This window comes from Commensalibacter papalotli (ex Botero et al. 2024) (genome assembly GCF_947179115.1).
GTDB classification, from domain to species: domain Bacteria; phylum Pseudomonadota; class Alphaproteobacteria; order Acetobacterales; family Acetobacteraceae; genus Commensalibacter; species Commensalibacter papalotli.
Genome location: NZ_CAMXCI010000005.1, coordinates 129185 through 144717, shown reverse-complemented (window position 1 = coordinate 144717; position 15533 = coordinate 129185). Strand labels below are relative to the sequence as shown.

The 15533-nt window shown below is 38.9% G+C and carries 10 protein-coding genes; 6 read left to right on the top strand and 4 right to left on the bottom strand.

What is annotated here, in order from left to right:
• Window positions 1-26: 26 nt before the first annotated feature.
• Window positions 27-1847 (top strand): translational GTPase TypA, encoded by a 1821-nt coding sequence (gene typA / locus QMN76_RS09585; RefSeq protein WP_034340594.1) that lies wholly within the window; start codon window positions 27-29, stop codon window positions 1845-1847.
• Window positions 1848-2154: 307 nt separating this feature from the next.
• Window positions 2155-2454, top strand: a complete 300-nt coding sequence (locus QMN76_RS09580; protein WP_034340591.1) for a hypothetical protein — start codon at window positions 2155-2157, stop codon at window positions 2452-2454.
• A gap of 481 nt (window positions 2455-2935) precedes the next feature.
• On the opposite strand, the gene alr is transcribed toward QMN76_RS09580, so the two are convergent.
• Together alr and QMN76_RS09570 are read right to left on the bottom strand one after the other, a co-directional pair.
• Window positions 2936-4066, bottom strand: coding sequence for an alanine racemase (gene alr / locus QMN76_RS09575; RefSeq protein ID WP_282024554.1), 1131 nt, complete (start codon window positions 4064-4066; stop codon window positions 2936-2938).
• 23 nt (window positions 4067-4089) lie between these two features.
• Window positions 4090-5106, bottom strand: coding sequence for an NAD(P)/FAD-dependent oxidoreductase (locus QMN76_RS09570; protein WP_282024553.1), 1017 nt, complete (start codon window positions 5104-5106; stop codon window positions 4090-4092).
• A gap of 580 nt (window positions 5107-5686) precedes the next feature.
• On the opposite strand from QMN76_RS09570, the gene tsaE reads away from it, so the two are divergent.
• The 4 genes from tsaE (at window position 5687) to trxA (ending at window position 13179) form a co-directional block, all read left to right on the top strand.
• Window positions 5687-6139 carry a tRNA (adenosine(37)-N6)-threonylcarbamoyltransferase complex ATPase subunit type 1 TsaE gene (gene tsaE / locus QMN76_RS09565; RefSeq protein WP_282024552.1) on the top strand — a complete coding sequence of 151 codons (453 nt, stop codon included), beginning with the start codon at window positions 5687-5689 and terminating at the stop codon, window positions 6137-6139.
• Between the two features lie 28 nt (window positions 6140-6167).
• The gene (gene addB, locus QMN76_RS09560) at window positions 6168-9233 is read left to right on the top strand and encodes a double-strand break repair protein AddB (protein ID WP_282065998.1); all 3066 of its coding nucleotides are present in this window, start codon (window positions 6168-6170) and stop codon (window positions 9231-9233) included.
• The gene (addA, locus tag QMN76_RS09555; protein WP_408869467.1) at window positions 9230-12784 is read left to right on the top strand and encodes a double-strand break repair helicase AddA; all 3555 of its coding nucleotides are present in this window, start codon (window positions 9230-9232) and stop codon (window positions 12782-12784) included. Before addB ends, addA begins: the two co-directional genes overlap by 4 nt.
• Window positions 12785-12852: 68 nt before the next feature.
• Window positions 12853-13179, top strand: coding sequence for a thioredoxin (gene trxA / locus QMN76_RS09550; RefSeq protein ID WP_034340569.1), 327 nt, complete (start codon window positions 12853-12855; stop codon window positions 13177-13179).
• 13 nt (window positions 13180-13192) lie between these two features.
• Here the strand turns inward: trxA and hpnK are convergent, their stop codons facing one another.
• Both hpnK and hpnJ read right to left on the bottom strand, forming a co-directional pair.
• Window positions 13193-14047, bottom strand: coding sequence for a hopanoid biosynthesis-associated protein HpnK (hpnK, locus tag QMN76_RS09545; protein WP_282024549.1), 855 nt, complete (start codon window positions 14045-14047; stop codon window positions 13193-13195).
• 22 nt (window positions 14048-14069) lie between these two features.
• Window positions 14070-15494, bottom strand: a complete 1425-nt coding sequence (gene hpnJ / locus QMN76_RS09540) for a hopanoid biosynthesis associated radical SAM protein HpnJ (protein ID WP_034340557.1) — start codon at window positions 15492-15494, stop codon at window positions 14070-14072.
• Between the last annotated feature and the right edge of the window lie 39 nt (window positions 15495-15533).

Below are 15533 nucleotides of genomic sequence, written 5' to 3'. Positions count from 1 at the left end.
AATTTTATTGGAGAAAATAGAGTATTATGCAAATCCGTAACATTGCCATTATTGCGCACGTTGACCATGGCAAGACAACCTTAGTGGATCAATTATTACAACAGTCTGGGACTTTTCGCGAAAATCAACATGTTGTTGAACGCGCGATGGACAGTAATGATTTAGAACGTGAACGTGGTATTACAATTTTGGCAAAATGTACATCAGTTGTTTGGAACGATGTACGGATTAATATTATTGATACCCCAGGCCATGCTGATTTTGGTGGTGAAGTAGAACGTATTTTATCAATGGTTGATGGTGCAGTGGTATTAGTTGATGCTGCTGAAGGGGCTTTACCACAGACAAAATTCGTTGTTGCAAAAGCATTAAAACGTGGTTTACGCCCAATTGTTGTGGTGAACAAAGTTGATCGTTCTGACGCTCGTGCGGATGAAGTGCATGATGAAGTTTTTGATCTTTTTGCAGCACAAGGTGCCAATGATGATCAATTAGATTTCCCAATGCTTTATGCTTCTGGTCGTCAAGGTTGGGCAGATTATGTTGTTGAGGGTCATAAAGAGGATTTAAGCTCTTTATTTGATTTGATTGTTAAACATGTGCCAGCTCCAAATGTAAATAAAGATGCGCCATTCGCAATGGTTGCTAGTATTTTGGAAGCTGATAATTTCTTGGGCCGTATCCTTACAGGTCGTGTTGAACAAGGCGTTGCAAAAGTTAATATGCCCGTACGTGTGTTACGTGTTGACGGAACAATTGTTGAAACAGGTCGTATCAGTAAGTTATTAGCATTCAGAGGTTTGGAACGAGTCGCTGTTGATGAAGTGCAAGCTGGGGATATTGTTGCGATTGCTGGTCTTTCTGAAGCAACAGTTTCTGAAACCATTGCATCACCAGAAGTAACAGAAGCATTACACGCAGACCCAATTGATCCACCAACTTTATCAATGACTTTCCGTATTAACGATGGTCCTTTAGGTGGTCGTGAAGGTAAGAAAGTTACTTCTCGTCAGATTCGTGAGCGTTTGTTCCGTGAAGTCGAAAGTAACGTTGCAATTAAAGTGACAGATAGTAATGAAAGCGATGCGTTTGAAGTTGCAGGACGTGGCGAATTGCAATTAGGCGTTTTAATTGAAACCATGCGTCGCGAAGGGTTTGAATTAACCATTGGTCGTCCAAAAGTATTGACTCAAATCAACGAAGAGACTGGTGAGAAAGAAGAGCCATACGAAGAAGTTTTGGTTGATGTTGATGAGCCTTATTCTGGTGTTGTGGTAGAAAAACTATCAGTACGTAAAGGCGTTATGCAGGACATGAACCCATCTGGTGGTGGTAAAGTTCGGTTAACTTTTGCGATTCCATCACGTGGGTTAATTGGGTATCACAATGAATTCTTAACGGATACACGTGGTACTGGGATTATGAACCGCCTGTTTTCTGGATATGGTCCTTGGGCTGGTGCAATTCCAGGTCGTCGTAATGGATCATTGATTTCTGCTGAAGACGGTGTAGCTGTTCAATATTCTTTGTTCTCCTTACAAGATCGTGGAACATTGTTTGTCAGCAATGGTGAAAAAGTCTATGTGGGCATGATTTTGGGTGAGCATTCTCGTGAAAATGATTTGGATGTAAATCCTGTCAGAGAAAAGAAACTGACCAATATTCGTGCTGCTGGTAAAGACGAAGCTTTATTGTTAGTCCCACCTCGTAAAATGTCTTTGGAACAAGCTATTGCTTATATTGAAGATGATGAGTTGGTTGAAGTGACTCCATCAGCAGTGCGTATTCGTAAGCTTTATTTGAATCCTCACGACCGTAAAAAGAATACGCGCCAAAAAAGTGCTTAATTCTTGTAACTAAATGTTAAAAAGCCATCTTAATTCATTTTAAGATGGCTTTTTTTGTAACAAATTGTATGATAATAAACCTATGGTTTTACAGTGTTTTTTGTAAATATGACGAGAATATGCCATTCTATAATTTTTAAACAAGGCAATTTATTCTAAATAAGATTAAAATATGGCGCAGTTGTAAAAAATCGTAACAAAACCTTAACTTTATTTTAAGACACATTCAACACATTATGTTAGCTTTTGTTCATGTCGAAACAACATGGTTTTCGATACCGTTTTTTTTAAAGCAATGGTGATATAAATGAAATTATTTTCTCGTCTTTCAACAGTTCTTTCAACTGTAGCAGTATTAGGTTTCGCAGCTCCTGCATTCGCACAAGAAGCAGCTCCAGCACCAGCTCCTGCTCCAGCAGCAGCTCCTGCAGAAGCAGCTCCAGCAGCTCCTGCTGCTCCAGAAGGTAAAGCTCCTGCTCATCATGGTAAAAAAGCTCATGATGGTAAAAAACATGAAGGCAAAAAAGCTCATCATGGTAAAAAAGCTCATCATGGTAAAAAAGCAGCTCCAGAAGCAGCAGCTTCAGAAGCTCCAGCAGCAGAATAATTCTAACTTCTCATAGTTAGTTTTCATAAAAGTGGGATGGGGAAACCTGTCCCACTTTTTATTATGTGTAGTGTAAAATGAATATGAAACACTTCGTTCACTATATAACTCAAAGATATATAAAAGATATTATTGTCTCAGGTTATATTGATTTTGAAAATACACATATTTTCCATCAGGTATATGAGCGATTTTTTATTTTTGATGTGGTTATCTATGAAATTTATATGGATAATTACGGCTGTATTTCAGCCAATAAGATCAATAAAATAAATTTGTGATTTGATATTAATCAAGATGATCAATTTGTTTAAATGTCTCTTTATGCTCAACTCTTCAAAACATAATAAGATGTTAAAATCACGCAAGCATCTTATAGCGAAAGACCTTGTGCACTAATAGTGTTGATTTATAGCACAGATGATATGGAAAGAAATTAACGCTTGAGGCAGATAATTTCTTTGGTTTTACGTTTAAATAATTAACTGTAAATCCGATGATATCGATTGCCCAGAGACGTTAGAATCTCATACCCAATTGTATCAACTTGTTGTGCAAGGCTATCGATAGGATGGTGATTGCCAATAATTTCAATTTTATCGCCGACCTGTAGTGCTGTGTCAGGAAGCTCAGTAATATCTACACATAACGAATCCATGGAAACACGCCCCAATAACGCAAGGGGTATTTGGGGAAATTGTGGGCTGAGAGCAGAGATTTTATTACTAAATGCGCGGAAAAATCCATCTGCATAACCAATAGAAATCCAAGCAAGACGCATATCTTTTGGAGCGGTAAAAGTGGCTCCATAACCAATAAATGCACCTTTAGAAATATGGCGTAACTGAATAATAGTTCCTTGTAAAGAAATGACACTTTGCATTGGGTTGGGTTGCCCAGGTGTTGGATTTCCCCCATATAATGCCACTCCTGGTCTTACCAAGTCAAAATGCCAGTCTTGCCCGAGAAAAATACCACTGGAAGCAGCAAGGCTGGCACGACAATTAGGGATTTGTTGTGTAATAGCTTGGAATCGCTCAAGTTGCTGGCGATTTGCTGGATGAGTTGGCGTGTCAGCACAGGCCAGATGACTCATGATTAGACTAGGTTGAAAAACTCCCCAGTTGCGTTGTTGTAAATTACTTAATTCTTCCTCTTCAATTCCAAATCGAGACATACCCGTATCAAACTGAACTCCAGCAGAATAGGAAGTATTACGGTCATTACATAATTTTAACCAATGCTGAAGTTGGTTAATATCATTCAGAATAGGCGTTAAATGATGTTTGATAAAAAGTGATTCGGTACTGGGTGGAAGGCCGTGTAGGACGTAAATAGTATAATCTTGGTTGAGAATACTGCGTAAAGCTATTCCTTCATCCAAGTGTGCGACAAAAAAATCTTTACACCCAGCCTTTGCTAATGCTTTGGCAATTTCGATCATTCCTAGTCCATAGGCGTTGGCTTTCACAACAGCCCCACATTGAGCGGAGCTTATTCTCTTTTGTAAATAATGATAGTTTTGCACGATAGCAGAAAGATCAATATAAAGTTCAGCCCCAGCATTTTGCGTAAATAATGTAGGGTCAACAAAAGGATAAGGTTGTGACATACAAATTGCCTATTCTATTTTAATTATTTAGGAATTCCCAAGGTTGTAGAATGCTCAAAATGAAGTGCAAGCTCGGGGCGAACAACAGAATAAATCGCATGAGCTGCCATAGCACATTCACTGAAACCTTGCAGGATTAACTTTAATTTTCCAGGATATTGCACAATATCTCCAACTGCATAAATGCCTTCTTTGTTAGTTTGCAATGTGCTTTGATTAACAGGAATACGGCCTTGAACAGTTTCTAGGCCCCATGATTGCAAAGGACCAAGATCAGTCGTGAGGCCAAAGAAAGCTAATAGATGATCTGCCTTAAGTTTTTGTATCTCTCCGTCCATGGAAATAACGTCAACTTGGGTCATAGCCCCGTGCTCGCCATGAAGTTGATGTAATTGATAAGGAACCATTTTTTTAATTTCGCCCTTTGCAATTGCTTGATCAAGGCGGCATAGGCTTTCTGGGGCAGCACGGAAACGATCCCTACGATGAACAAGGGAAATAGAGCTAGCTTTGTCTTTAAGGGCTAAAGCCCAATCCACAGCAGAATCACCACCACCAGCAATGACAATATCTTTGCCAATGAATTGATCACTGTAACGCACATAATAATGTACGTTCCCTGATTTTTCATAAAGTTCTATGTCAGCGAGTGGAGGGCGATTAGGACCAAAAGCCCCTGCACCCGCAGCAATAATCACTGCTTTGGCATGAATTTCATCGCCTTTATGGGTGATAAGGGTAAAATTGCCTTTTTCCCCTTTAAGCTCTACCACCGTTCTTGACAGAAGGCGTGGTACAGAAAAAGGCTCAATTTGTTTTTCCAAAGAATCAATTAAAGATTGAGCAGTAATAGAAGGGTGGGCTGGAATATCATAAATCGGTTTTTCTGGGTAAAGAGCTGAACATTGCCCCCCTACATGTTCCAATGTATCAATCAAGGTACAAGCCATTTTGAGCATGCTGCATTCAAAAGCAGCAAATAGTCCAGTTGGACCTGCACCAATAATGGCGACATCAGTAGAGATAGAGGACTTTGTCATAGTTTGGACCTTTAACACTGTGGAACTATAAAATATTTATATTTTAATATATGAATTTTGAACAATATATACCGATTAATAAATGTGATATGGGTGAATATATATCATGTTTTCAGTAATCAGGGAAAGAGACGAAACGTGGGGCACAGAAGATAAATGAAAATCACGATCATAAGAGGTTATTTTTAAAGACGTTAAGATGGATATTATGCATTTTTTATAAACCCATATAGTTAAAAATAAATAATGTTTAATCGTCTTGTTAGTCATTATAAAAATTTTATATACAGGTATGTATGCCCATATTGTTTCCGTAGAGAACCTAGCCATATTATTTAATTATCACTGTTAATGGAGAGTATCATCCGAGAGGATTTCTTGTTATTTATTTGGACATTTTGTGCTTTCAGATTTGATTGTATTGAATAAAATCAAACTGGTTTATTAAGTAATAATTTTTTTATAATAACTTCCATTTATAAACTAATATCTGTAACACTTTTTATAATTGTTAGACGCAAGTATATGATGAAAAGAGCTATTTGATGGTAATCGTTGTTGGATAAGGATACTAATGAGGATGGATGAGTTGATATATTCGTTACCAGACTTAAAGGCGACCGAGCTATTAGCCAAAAAGATAGCGTCTTTTATAAAACCACAAGATTCTATCTTATTATATGGACCGTTAGGTGTAGGTAAAACGTCTTTGGCACGTGCATTGCTAAGGGTTGTGTGTAGAGATCCTTATATGGAGGTTCCCAGCCCTTCATTTACTTTGGTACAACAATATGACACATTTGAGTTTTCGTTGTATCATTACGACTTGTGGCGCCTTAATCATGAAGATGATTTAATAGAGCTTGATTGGGAAGATGCCAAAGAAGGTGTGACCTTGGTGGAATGGCCAGAGCGTTTGGGCTCTTTGATACCAGACAATGCTTTACAAATCCATCTTTCCATCCAATCTGAAACATTAAGGCATGCCAGATTAACAGGGTGGCCCGATCGTTTATCTCTTTTATCAGTTTAATGAATTATATCAGGAATAAGGGGATGGCATGAATTTAGTTTCAATACCGTTTAATATGCCTTTTTTAGAAATATTGGCTAAACGGTGGATGACTGAGGTTCAAAATCAACCCGATATGATTCGCCAAGGCATTATTCTTGTTCCTAATCAAAGAACCGTCAAAGCTCTGATCGATACGTTCCTTAGGATCACCAAAGGTAAGCCGATTTTACTTCCTAGAATTATGTCAATTGGTGCAATTGATGAATCGGCATTAATCTTAAAAGGTGAGCACGCTTTTTCTCTGCCACCTGCTGTTGATCCGATTTTGCGAACCTCACTCTTAACTAAACTGATTATGCGGATGGATCAGTCCTTAGAACATAAAGAGCAAGCAGGGGAAATATGGAAACTGGCTTGTTCTCTTGCGGAATTAATGGATGAAGCTGAATGGGCAGATTGTAGTTTACATGAAGCATTGCCAAAAGCCGTGGACGGAGAATATGCAGAGCATTGGCAAAATATTTTAAAGTTTTTGACCATTATTACTGATATTTGGCCACAATGGTTATTAGACAACCAAGTAATGAACCCTATTGCCAGAAAGGTTGCTTTATTGCGTATCCAAGCGCATTACTGGCAAGAGTTGGGATCAAATGAACCTGTTTGGGCGGTGGGATTCATTGATGCCCGTCCTGCGGTAGTGGAGTTGCTGTCTTCAATCATGCAAATGTCTAAGGGAAAGTTAATCGTAACGGGTATCCAAGAGGACTTACCCGAAGACATATGGAGTGATTTATCTTTAACGCATCCTTATGCAGAAATGGCAAAAATGTTTACTGCCTTGGGGGTCAAACGTTTTGATTTTCAAATTTGGCAAGATGAAGAGACAAGATTGGTTCCTTTTGAGCGTGTAAAAGCGTTTCAACAGACTTTATTGCCCGCAGAATTACTTGATCAATGGCTTGCTGATCAGGACACAGTGTCCTTACCAAATTGTTATTTATCAGAGCCCAGGGATCAACAACAAGAAGCAGTCTCTATTGCGTTAATAATAAGGGATGCTTTGGAACAACCTGAAAAGATAGTGGCTTTGGTGACGCCTGACCGTAATTTAGCTATGCGAGTAGCGTTAGAGTTAGGACGTTGGGGTATTGTCGCGGATGACAGTGCGGGCGAGCCTTTATATAAAACGCCAGCTGCAATTTTATTAAGTCTGTTGACCAGAGCTTGTATTGAGAAATTTACACCGGTTTCTTTACTTTCTTTGTTAAAACACCCTTTTGTATGTTGTGGATATGTTCATAAGACTTGTCGTGAATATACACGTCTTTTAGAGGTTAATATTTTACGGCAATTTGCTGCTTCGGGGCTAGAGACGATTGGATATGCGACGCGCCAAAGAATTGCAGAACTAGAGCTTTCTCATCCTGAATATTTAGGCGAGCAATCAACTCAATTTCTAGCTCATGCTTCTGAGATTTTAAATTTGATCCATTTATTGGAAAGATTTATGGCACCTTTACTCGAAGGTGCATATAAGCGTTCGGCAGATCAGTGGGCGATTGCTTTGGTTGAAGTGGCAGAAGCATTAACTTCAAATGTTGAACAAGCAGGTGAAGAACTTTTATGGACTGCTGAAGAAGGAAATGCTTTGGCTGAACATTTACGCAATATTATTGCCGAGGCACAAATTTTATCCGAGATTACGTTGCAAGAATTCGAAGGGATTTTAAACGCTTCTTATACAGGGATGATTGTGCATACGCGCCGAGTTTTGCGGGGGCGAAAAGATAAAGAGCTTCATCCCAGAGTTTATATTTGGGGATTAATTGAAGCGCGGTTGCAGGTTGTCGATATGGTTATTTTGGGTGGATTATCCGAAGGGGTGTGGCCTCCTGTAATTGATTCTGGCCCTTGGATCAGCAGACCGATGCGTACCAAAATGCGGATCCCTTTGCCTGATGCCGAGGTCGGACGTTCAGCCTATGATTTTATGCTTCTTTGTTGTTCGGTGCCTGAGATTGTTTTGTCAGTACCTTTACAAAGGGATAATGCCCCTGTTGTGCCATCGCGTTGGATTACGCGCTTAAAAGCATGGCTAAAAGGTCGAGATGGGGTTATAGTGGAACATCCTGCTTTATCATGGGCAAAATTATTAGATCAACCCAAAGGAGCCGCAAATCCTATTGCTCCACCAAGGCCGACACCACCGTTGGTATGGCGACCTAAATCAATTTCGATTACTGATGTCGAATATTGGCTTAAAGATCCTTATGAAATTTACGCCAAGCGAATTTTAAAACTTAGAAAAATAGTAGGACTTGAAGAAGACCGTTCCGCCAGCATCTTTGGAAATGTTGTGCACGACGGGTTAAAAAGAGCCTATCAGCAAATTGGTTGGGATGAAGGTAAAGTTCAAGAATGTATGATTCAAGCCTTGGAGGAAAGACGAGATATTATCCCGTCTATGCGTGAATGGTGGCGTTCTCGAGTTCTTAAAATTGCTCAATGGGTATATGCTCAGGAACAAGAACGTCGTAATCAAAAGAATTTTGGTTGTGTTTATTCAGAAATATCGGGCTCTTATGATTTTTCCGAGGAGACAGGGATTGCCTTTACGTTGCGTGGAATAGCGGATCGTATTGATTTAAATTATGATGGCACTATCGAGATTTTTGATTATAAAACTGGTCAAGCGCCATCAATTGAAAGCGTTCAAAGAGGGAACTCGCCACAGCTGATATTAGAAGCTGTGATGGCTTATCGCGGTGCCTTTGGTCCAAATCTTGCAGATAAAATTATTATCCAACTTTATTACTGGAGTCTTAAAGGAGGATTGGATAATGACAAGCAAATTAAGATTGGGAAAAAAATCAAAGATAAATCTGGGCAAGAGATTTCTATTGAAGCAAACATATCTCAACTAATGCAAGACCATTGGCAAGCATTAATTCGTCTTATTCAACGTTATAATGACCCTAAGCAGCCTTATTTATCTCGTCCTCGCCCGTATTTGTTTGATAAGTCTTCTAGTGGTGGGATTCCACGATTTGGTGATTATGCGCATCTGGCCAGAGTGCTAGAGTGGAGCAGCATGGCAGAGGGGGAATGATGCAGCTTGAATTTTCAATGACAACACCAGTTGATGAGGCCAATGCTCAACAAAGGCTGGCATCAACACCGACGATTTCTGTATTTGTGTCAGCCTCTGCGGGCAGCGGTAAGACAAAGTTATTAGTGGATCGCCTATTACGGTTGATGTTGTCCAGAAAAGGGCGAGATGGCACGTTACAACCAGGCACACATCCTCAAAAAATCCAATGTTTAACCTATTCCAAAGCAGCAGCAGCAGAAATGGCAATTCGTTTACAGCATAAACTTAGTGAATGGGTAGGCTATTCTGAACAAGAGTTAAATCAAGCTTTGTCGGATTTACAAATATTACCTGATGAAGCCATGCGTAAGGCTGCACGTGCATTATTTGCCCAGGTGCTGGATTTGCCAGGGGGAATGCGTATTGAAACTAATCATGCGTTTTGTCAGTCAATCTTACAACGATTTCCTTTGGAAGCATCAATTAACCCTCAATTTAAAATTATTGAAGAAGGGGATAATATTCTTGCATTTAAGCAAGCTTTTGATGAAAAAATCCATTTGGCTTCAAAGCAAGATATTCAACTTTTAAGTCCTATGGTAAGCAGTCAAAATTTCTTGGAGATTTTACAAGAACTGCAACAAAATCAACGGTTTTTACCTGATGTTTTTCGATTAATTGAGCAGGGTTATTTTGATGTATATTTGCGTGAATTATTACAACTTTCTTACGCCAGTAAAATAGACTATTTACATGCTGTTTGTCAGGAATGGCGTGATGAGAAAGAATTTAAATCTTACTTCGAACAAGCTGTTGCTGCAAATGCGAAAAGTTTGAATAAGATTGGTGAATTTGGTTTACAATGGTTGGCAGAACCAGCTGTGCAGCGTGTTGCTTTGTGGGATGTATTAACAAATTGCTTTCTAACACAAAAAAATGAAATAAAATCAATCAAAGGAAATAAAACGGATGATCCCGATATTGCGGCTTATTTTGTTAATCAAGGGGAATATATTCTGGAAGTTATCGATCAGTTAAATCGATATAGCGTTTATGAATATACCTTGGCGTTGATGCGTGTATTCGCGCCTATCTGGCAACGCTATCAAGAGATTAAGCGTAACCAAGGGGCTTTATATTATAATGATTTAATTGCTTATACATTAGTCTTGTTAGATGATCCTGGTTCTGCTTGGGTATTATATAAACTTGATGGTGGGTTGGATCATATCTTGTTGGATGAGGTTCAGGATAACTCTGCCGAGCAATGGAAAATAGCTGCGGATTTATCTACAGAATTTTTTTCTGGTATTGGGCGTGACGAGGATCAATCACATCCTAGAACAGTTTTTGCGGTGGGGGATTACAAGCAGTCGATTTATTCTTTTCAAGGCGCTAAACCTCAAGAATTCTTATACTGGCATAAAATCTTCAAACAAACGGTATTGCAGGCGGATCAATTATGGGAGGATCCTCAGTTAAGGGTTTCTTTTCGTTCCAGTCAGATCATTTTAGATTTTGTTGATCATGTTTTTGATCCGAAACAAGGACTTGCAGGGTTATCAGGGGAAGATAAAGACAGTCAAATTCTTTCTCATCGTTCTGCACAACTAGAAGCACCAGGTCGAGTGGATATCTGGCCATTAACTCGCATTGATGCCTTGGATCAAGATGGGGCAATGCAGTTATGGCAACCATTAACGAAAAATCAAAAATATCAAAGTGCAGAACTCATATTAGCTGATACACTGGCTGATTGGATTGCTCAACAAATTGGCAAAGTGCCTTCTTATGGGGGCAAGCCTATTCAAGCTGGCGATATTTTAATTCTTATTCGTAAAAGATCTCTGTTTTCCAAAGCGCTTATTCGTGCCTTGAAATCTAAAAATATTCCTTTGGCAAACTTGGTTAAAACGCAATTGTTGGACCAGCTCGCTGTTCAAGATTTGCTTGTTTTATGCGAGGTCTTATTGTTGCCTCAGGATGACTTGGCTTTGGCGTGTGTATTAAAATCTCCTTTGGGGGGATTAAGCGAAGAAAGCTTGATGGCGCTGGCTGCACCACGAAAAAATGGGCAGAGCCTTTGGGGAACTTTGTTTATAAGGCATAAAGAAAGAGAAGATTGGTCGGCCGTCTGGAAAATGCTGTCTAGCCTATTTCTGCGTATTGACTTTGTAACACCTTATGCATTGTTGGTAGAAATCTTGGGTGAACATCAAGGGCGTACAAGGTTATTGGCACGATTGGGTGGAGAGGCTATTGAAGCAATTGATGAGTTGCTCTCTCAAGCACTACATTACGAAACGCTTCATACGCCTTCTTTGCAAGGGTTCTTATATTGGTTGAAGCAATCCGAACGCATGATTAAAAATGAAGCTGAATCAACGATCGATATGGTGCGTATTATGACGGTGCATGGTGCCAAAGGGCTTCAAGGGCGCCTGGTTATTCTACCTGATACAATGAACCCTGCAGTGAAACAAGGAGGATTCCAGTCAGACAAAGTGTTAATCTGGAAAAAAGATCTATCTCGTGGGATGACAGTGCCTTTATATATTCCGCAAAAACAGTTTGATATTGCTGAAAGTCAGATGGATAAAGATGAAAAAAAATTAACGGCTGAGGCTGAAAGCAATCGGCTATTATATGTAGCGTTAACGCGTGCCAGCGAGTGGTTATTAATTTGTGGTTGGCAAAAAACAGTTTCTGAGGATAAAGAGTTACCTATAGGAAATTGGTATAAACATAGTGTTGCGGCACTACGCGAATTAAATGCATATTCACGTGATTTTACCAAAGGATGGGAGGGCGAGCATTTATGGATTGAGCAGAAGCTTGCAGTTGCAACATCTTTTGTTAAGGACAACATTATTAACAAGGTTCAAAACCTAACAAAACTTCCTGATTGGATGGGACAGGACAATAATTGGATTGCCACTCCACTGCCTTCTGAAAAAATATCAACAACGCATTTAGCTCCTAGTCGCCCAGAAGGAATAGAGTTAGGGGATATTCCCTCGTTTATATCTCCTTTGCAGACTAAGGCTAAAAGAGACCCATTATATAGAGGCCGTTTGGTACATCAGCTTTTACAATATTTACCTGATTGTCCATCAGAGCAACGTGCAGCTATTGCATTACAGTGGTTAAAGCCTTTGGAAAGTCAATTTTCCACTAAGGAAATACAAAAATTGGTTGAGCAGGTGTTGAATATTATTACGCATCCTTTGCTTCACTCTTTGTTTGATCAACAAAGTTTGGTAGAGCAACCTTTGGTTGGGATGGTTAATGGAATAGTGATTACGGGTCAAATTGATCGGATGCGTATCTTATCAGATCAGATTTTATTATGTGATTTTAAGTCGGGTCGTAAAATTCCACGAGAGGCAGAGGATGTCCCTGTTATTTATTTAAAGCAAATGGCAGCTTATTGGTCTTTATTGACCATGATGTATCCTAAACATCAAATAAACCCTTTGATTGTCTGGACAGATATAGCTAAAATCATGATCTTACCCAAGGAGTTATTGCTCAATTATATACCAAGTGGAAAAGATAGGCTTTCTTGATTTCGAAATAATCGCTATTATGTATAAAGTAATAAATATTGATTCGATTTATATGAAAGGAATTTATAATGGGTGAATTTACAAAGGCAGTTACAGATGCTTCTTTTGAAGCAGATGTTTTAAAATCTTCAAAGCCAGTATTGGTTGATTTTTGGGCAGAATGGTGTGGCCCATGTAAAATGGTTGCTCCAGTATTAGAAGAATTAGCTAAAGAAATGGGTGATCAATTAACGATTGCTAAGGTTAATGTTGAAGAAAGCCCAGATGCACCTACAAAATTTGGCGTGCGCGGTATTCCAACAATGATCTTATTCAAAGACGGTGTTCCTGTGGCAACCAAAGTAGGTGCTTTACCAAAAGATAAATTAAAAACTTGGATTGAATCTGCTATATAAGTTATTAATCTATCTAACGAACATTATCCCAAGTGATTGGGATAATGTTATTTTCTTGTAAAATCTTGGGTAAATCTGGATGACACAAAGTCTCTAATTCCCGAGTAGGTTCGTAATCAGGCATTAGATTTTGATAAAGCCCCGTATGGCTAATCGAAGGGTGAAAAAAGATCTCTGAACGGCCATTTGGTAAGTTCACTAATAATTTTGAAATCTTTTCAAAATTCATATGCCCACACCAAGATAATCCAAAACACCAATCTAAATAACGCATATTGCTACACCTTAGTTGATATTTTAAAATATTTGTCCAGTATTGGACAAGAATATTACCAAAATTCTCTTTGTAATTGGTTTTGTCAATTGCCATTAATATTTTAAAGGGCTCGTGTGGCACACGAATATTACGTACATTAAATTTTTTGCTTAGTTCAATGAGCATTTTTCCAACACTGGGGTGAAGATGCATATGTTTATGTACATCAACATGGTCTAATGCTAATCCAGTATCAATAAACGCCTGTAACTGTGCCTTAATTTCTCTGCGTAATTGATATTGTTTTTTTTTATTAAAAAAATAATCAATTCCCATTTTTAATTGATCCGAGGGGAATTGGTTATCAGTATTAATAATTAAAGGGATTTCAGAGTATGGAAGAATAGCAGGGCCTTCAATCACCACTAAATGTAGCCCAACTTTGAGGTTAGGCATTTTTTTTGCTCGTTTAATTGCATCTTGTGCTGCGGCACCACCAATCATAAGATTTGCCGTGCTCAATACACCCCGATGATGGGCTATTTCTATTGCTTCATTAACTTCAACAGAAAGCCCAAAATCATCAGCTGAAAATAAAACTTGTCTAGTCACAAGGCCTCTTATCGTTCACCAATTAAGGAGTATGTCTGTCGCGTAGGAATTGAAAGAATTCAATACCTTCACGCAAACGACGCTTCATCATTTGTGGGCTGGTAACCATTTCTCCAACAATAGAAGCAATTTTGGGCGCGCGGAAATAGAATTTTTTATAGAAGGTTTCTACACTATCAAAGATTTCTGTATGAGATAAGTGTGGATAATGTAAAGGTGCAATCTGAACCCCATTTTCATCAATTAACTCAGCATGATCTTTATCTAACCAACCATTTTCCATTGCTTGCTTATACAAGAATGTTCCAGGATAAGGTGCTGCCAAAGAAACTTGCATTGTATGAGGGTTAATCTCAGTTGCAAATTTAATCGTTTCTTGGATGGTTTCTTTGGTTTCACCAGGAAGCCCCAAGATAAATGTACCGTGGATTTTAATACCTAGTTCATGACAGTTTTTGGTAAATTCGCGAGCAACTTCTACGCGCATACCTTTTTTAATGTTGTGTAAGATTTGCTGATTGCCACTTTCGTAACCAACTAATAACAGACGAAGCCCATTGTCACGTAATACTTTTAGTGTGCTGCGTGGCACATTGGCTTTGGCATTACAAGACCATGTTACCCCTAATTTACCGAGCTCTTTGGCGATTGCTTCAGCACGAGGTAAATCATCTGTGAATGTATCATCATCAAAGAAATACTCTTTGACTTGAGGGAAATATTGCTGAGCCAAACGAATTTCAGCAGCAACATGTTGAGGGCTGCGCGTACGATATTTATGCCCACCTACAGTTTGTGGCCATAGGCAGAATGTACAATGAGATTTACATCCACGACCAGTATAGATAGAAAGATAAGGATGTTTTAAGTAACCAATAAAATAATCTTCGATACGAAGATCTCTTTTATAAACTTCGGTTACGAATGGAAGGGTGTCCATATCTTCGATGATCGCACGATCTTTGTTATGGACAATTTTACCATTTGCATCACGCCACGAAATTCCATCAACATTTTTAAAATCCATGCCTTCAGCGATGTCTTTGATGGTAAAATCAAATTCATTGCGTGCGACAAAATCAATAACGTCTCCTTTTTCAAGGCTTTCTTGAGGTTGTACGGCAACTTTTGCACCAACCATCCCGATTTTAACCGATGGATTGGTTTCCTTTAACATTTTTGCAACTTTAAGATCAGAAGCAAAAGAAGGAGTAGATGTGTGCATGATGACAAGGTCACGATTTTTCACATCTGCTAAAATTGGATCCATAGTTAAACGAGCAGGAGGCGCATCAATAAGACGGCTATCAGGAATCAAAGCCGCAGGTTGTGCCAACCAAGTTGGATACCAAAAGGATTTAATTTCGCGTTTTGCTTGATAACGAGAACCCGCACCACCATCAAAACCTTCAAAAGAGGGGGGTTGTAAAAATAGCGTTTTCATCATGAGTGCAGTTTTCCCTTGATTTATATTATTTTAGTTAGA

Coding starts and splice junctions, on each gene's coding strand:
- typA (WP_034340594.1), top strand. CDS start 27: ATGCAAATCCGTAACATTGCCATTATTGCGCACGTTGACCATGGCAAG.
- QMN76_RS09580 (WP_034340591.1), top strand. CDS start 2,155: ATGAAATTATTTTCTCGTCTTTCAACAGTTCTTTCAACTGTAGCAGTA.
- alr (WP_282024554.1), bottom strand. CDS start 4,066: ATGTCACAACCTTATCCTTTTGTTGACCCTACATTATTTACGCAAAAT.
- QMN76_RS09570 (WP_282024553.1), bottom strand. CDS start 5,106: ATGACAAAGTCCTCTATCTCTACTGATGTCGCCATTATTGGTGCAGGT.
- tsaE (WP_282024552.1), top strand. CDS start 5,687: ATGGATGAGTTGATATATTCGTTACCAGACTTAAAGGCGACCGAGCTA.
- addB (WP_282065998.1), top strand. CDS start 6,168: ATGAATTTAGTTTCAATACCGTTTAATATGCCTTTTTTAGAAATATTG.
- addA (WP_408869467.1), top strand. CDS start 9,230: ATGATGCAGCTTGAATTTTCAATGACAACACCAGTTGATGAGGCCAAT.
- trxA (WP_034340569.1), top strand. CDS start 12,853: ATGGGTGAATTTACAAAGGCAGTTACAGATGCTTCTTTTGAAGCAGAT.
- hpnJ (WP_034340557.1), bottom strand. CDS start 15,494: ATGATGAAAACGCTATTTTTACAACCCCCCTCTTTTGAAGGTTTTGAT.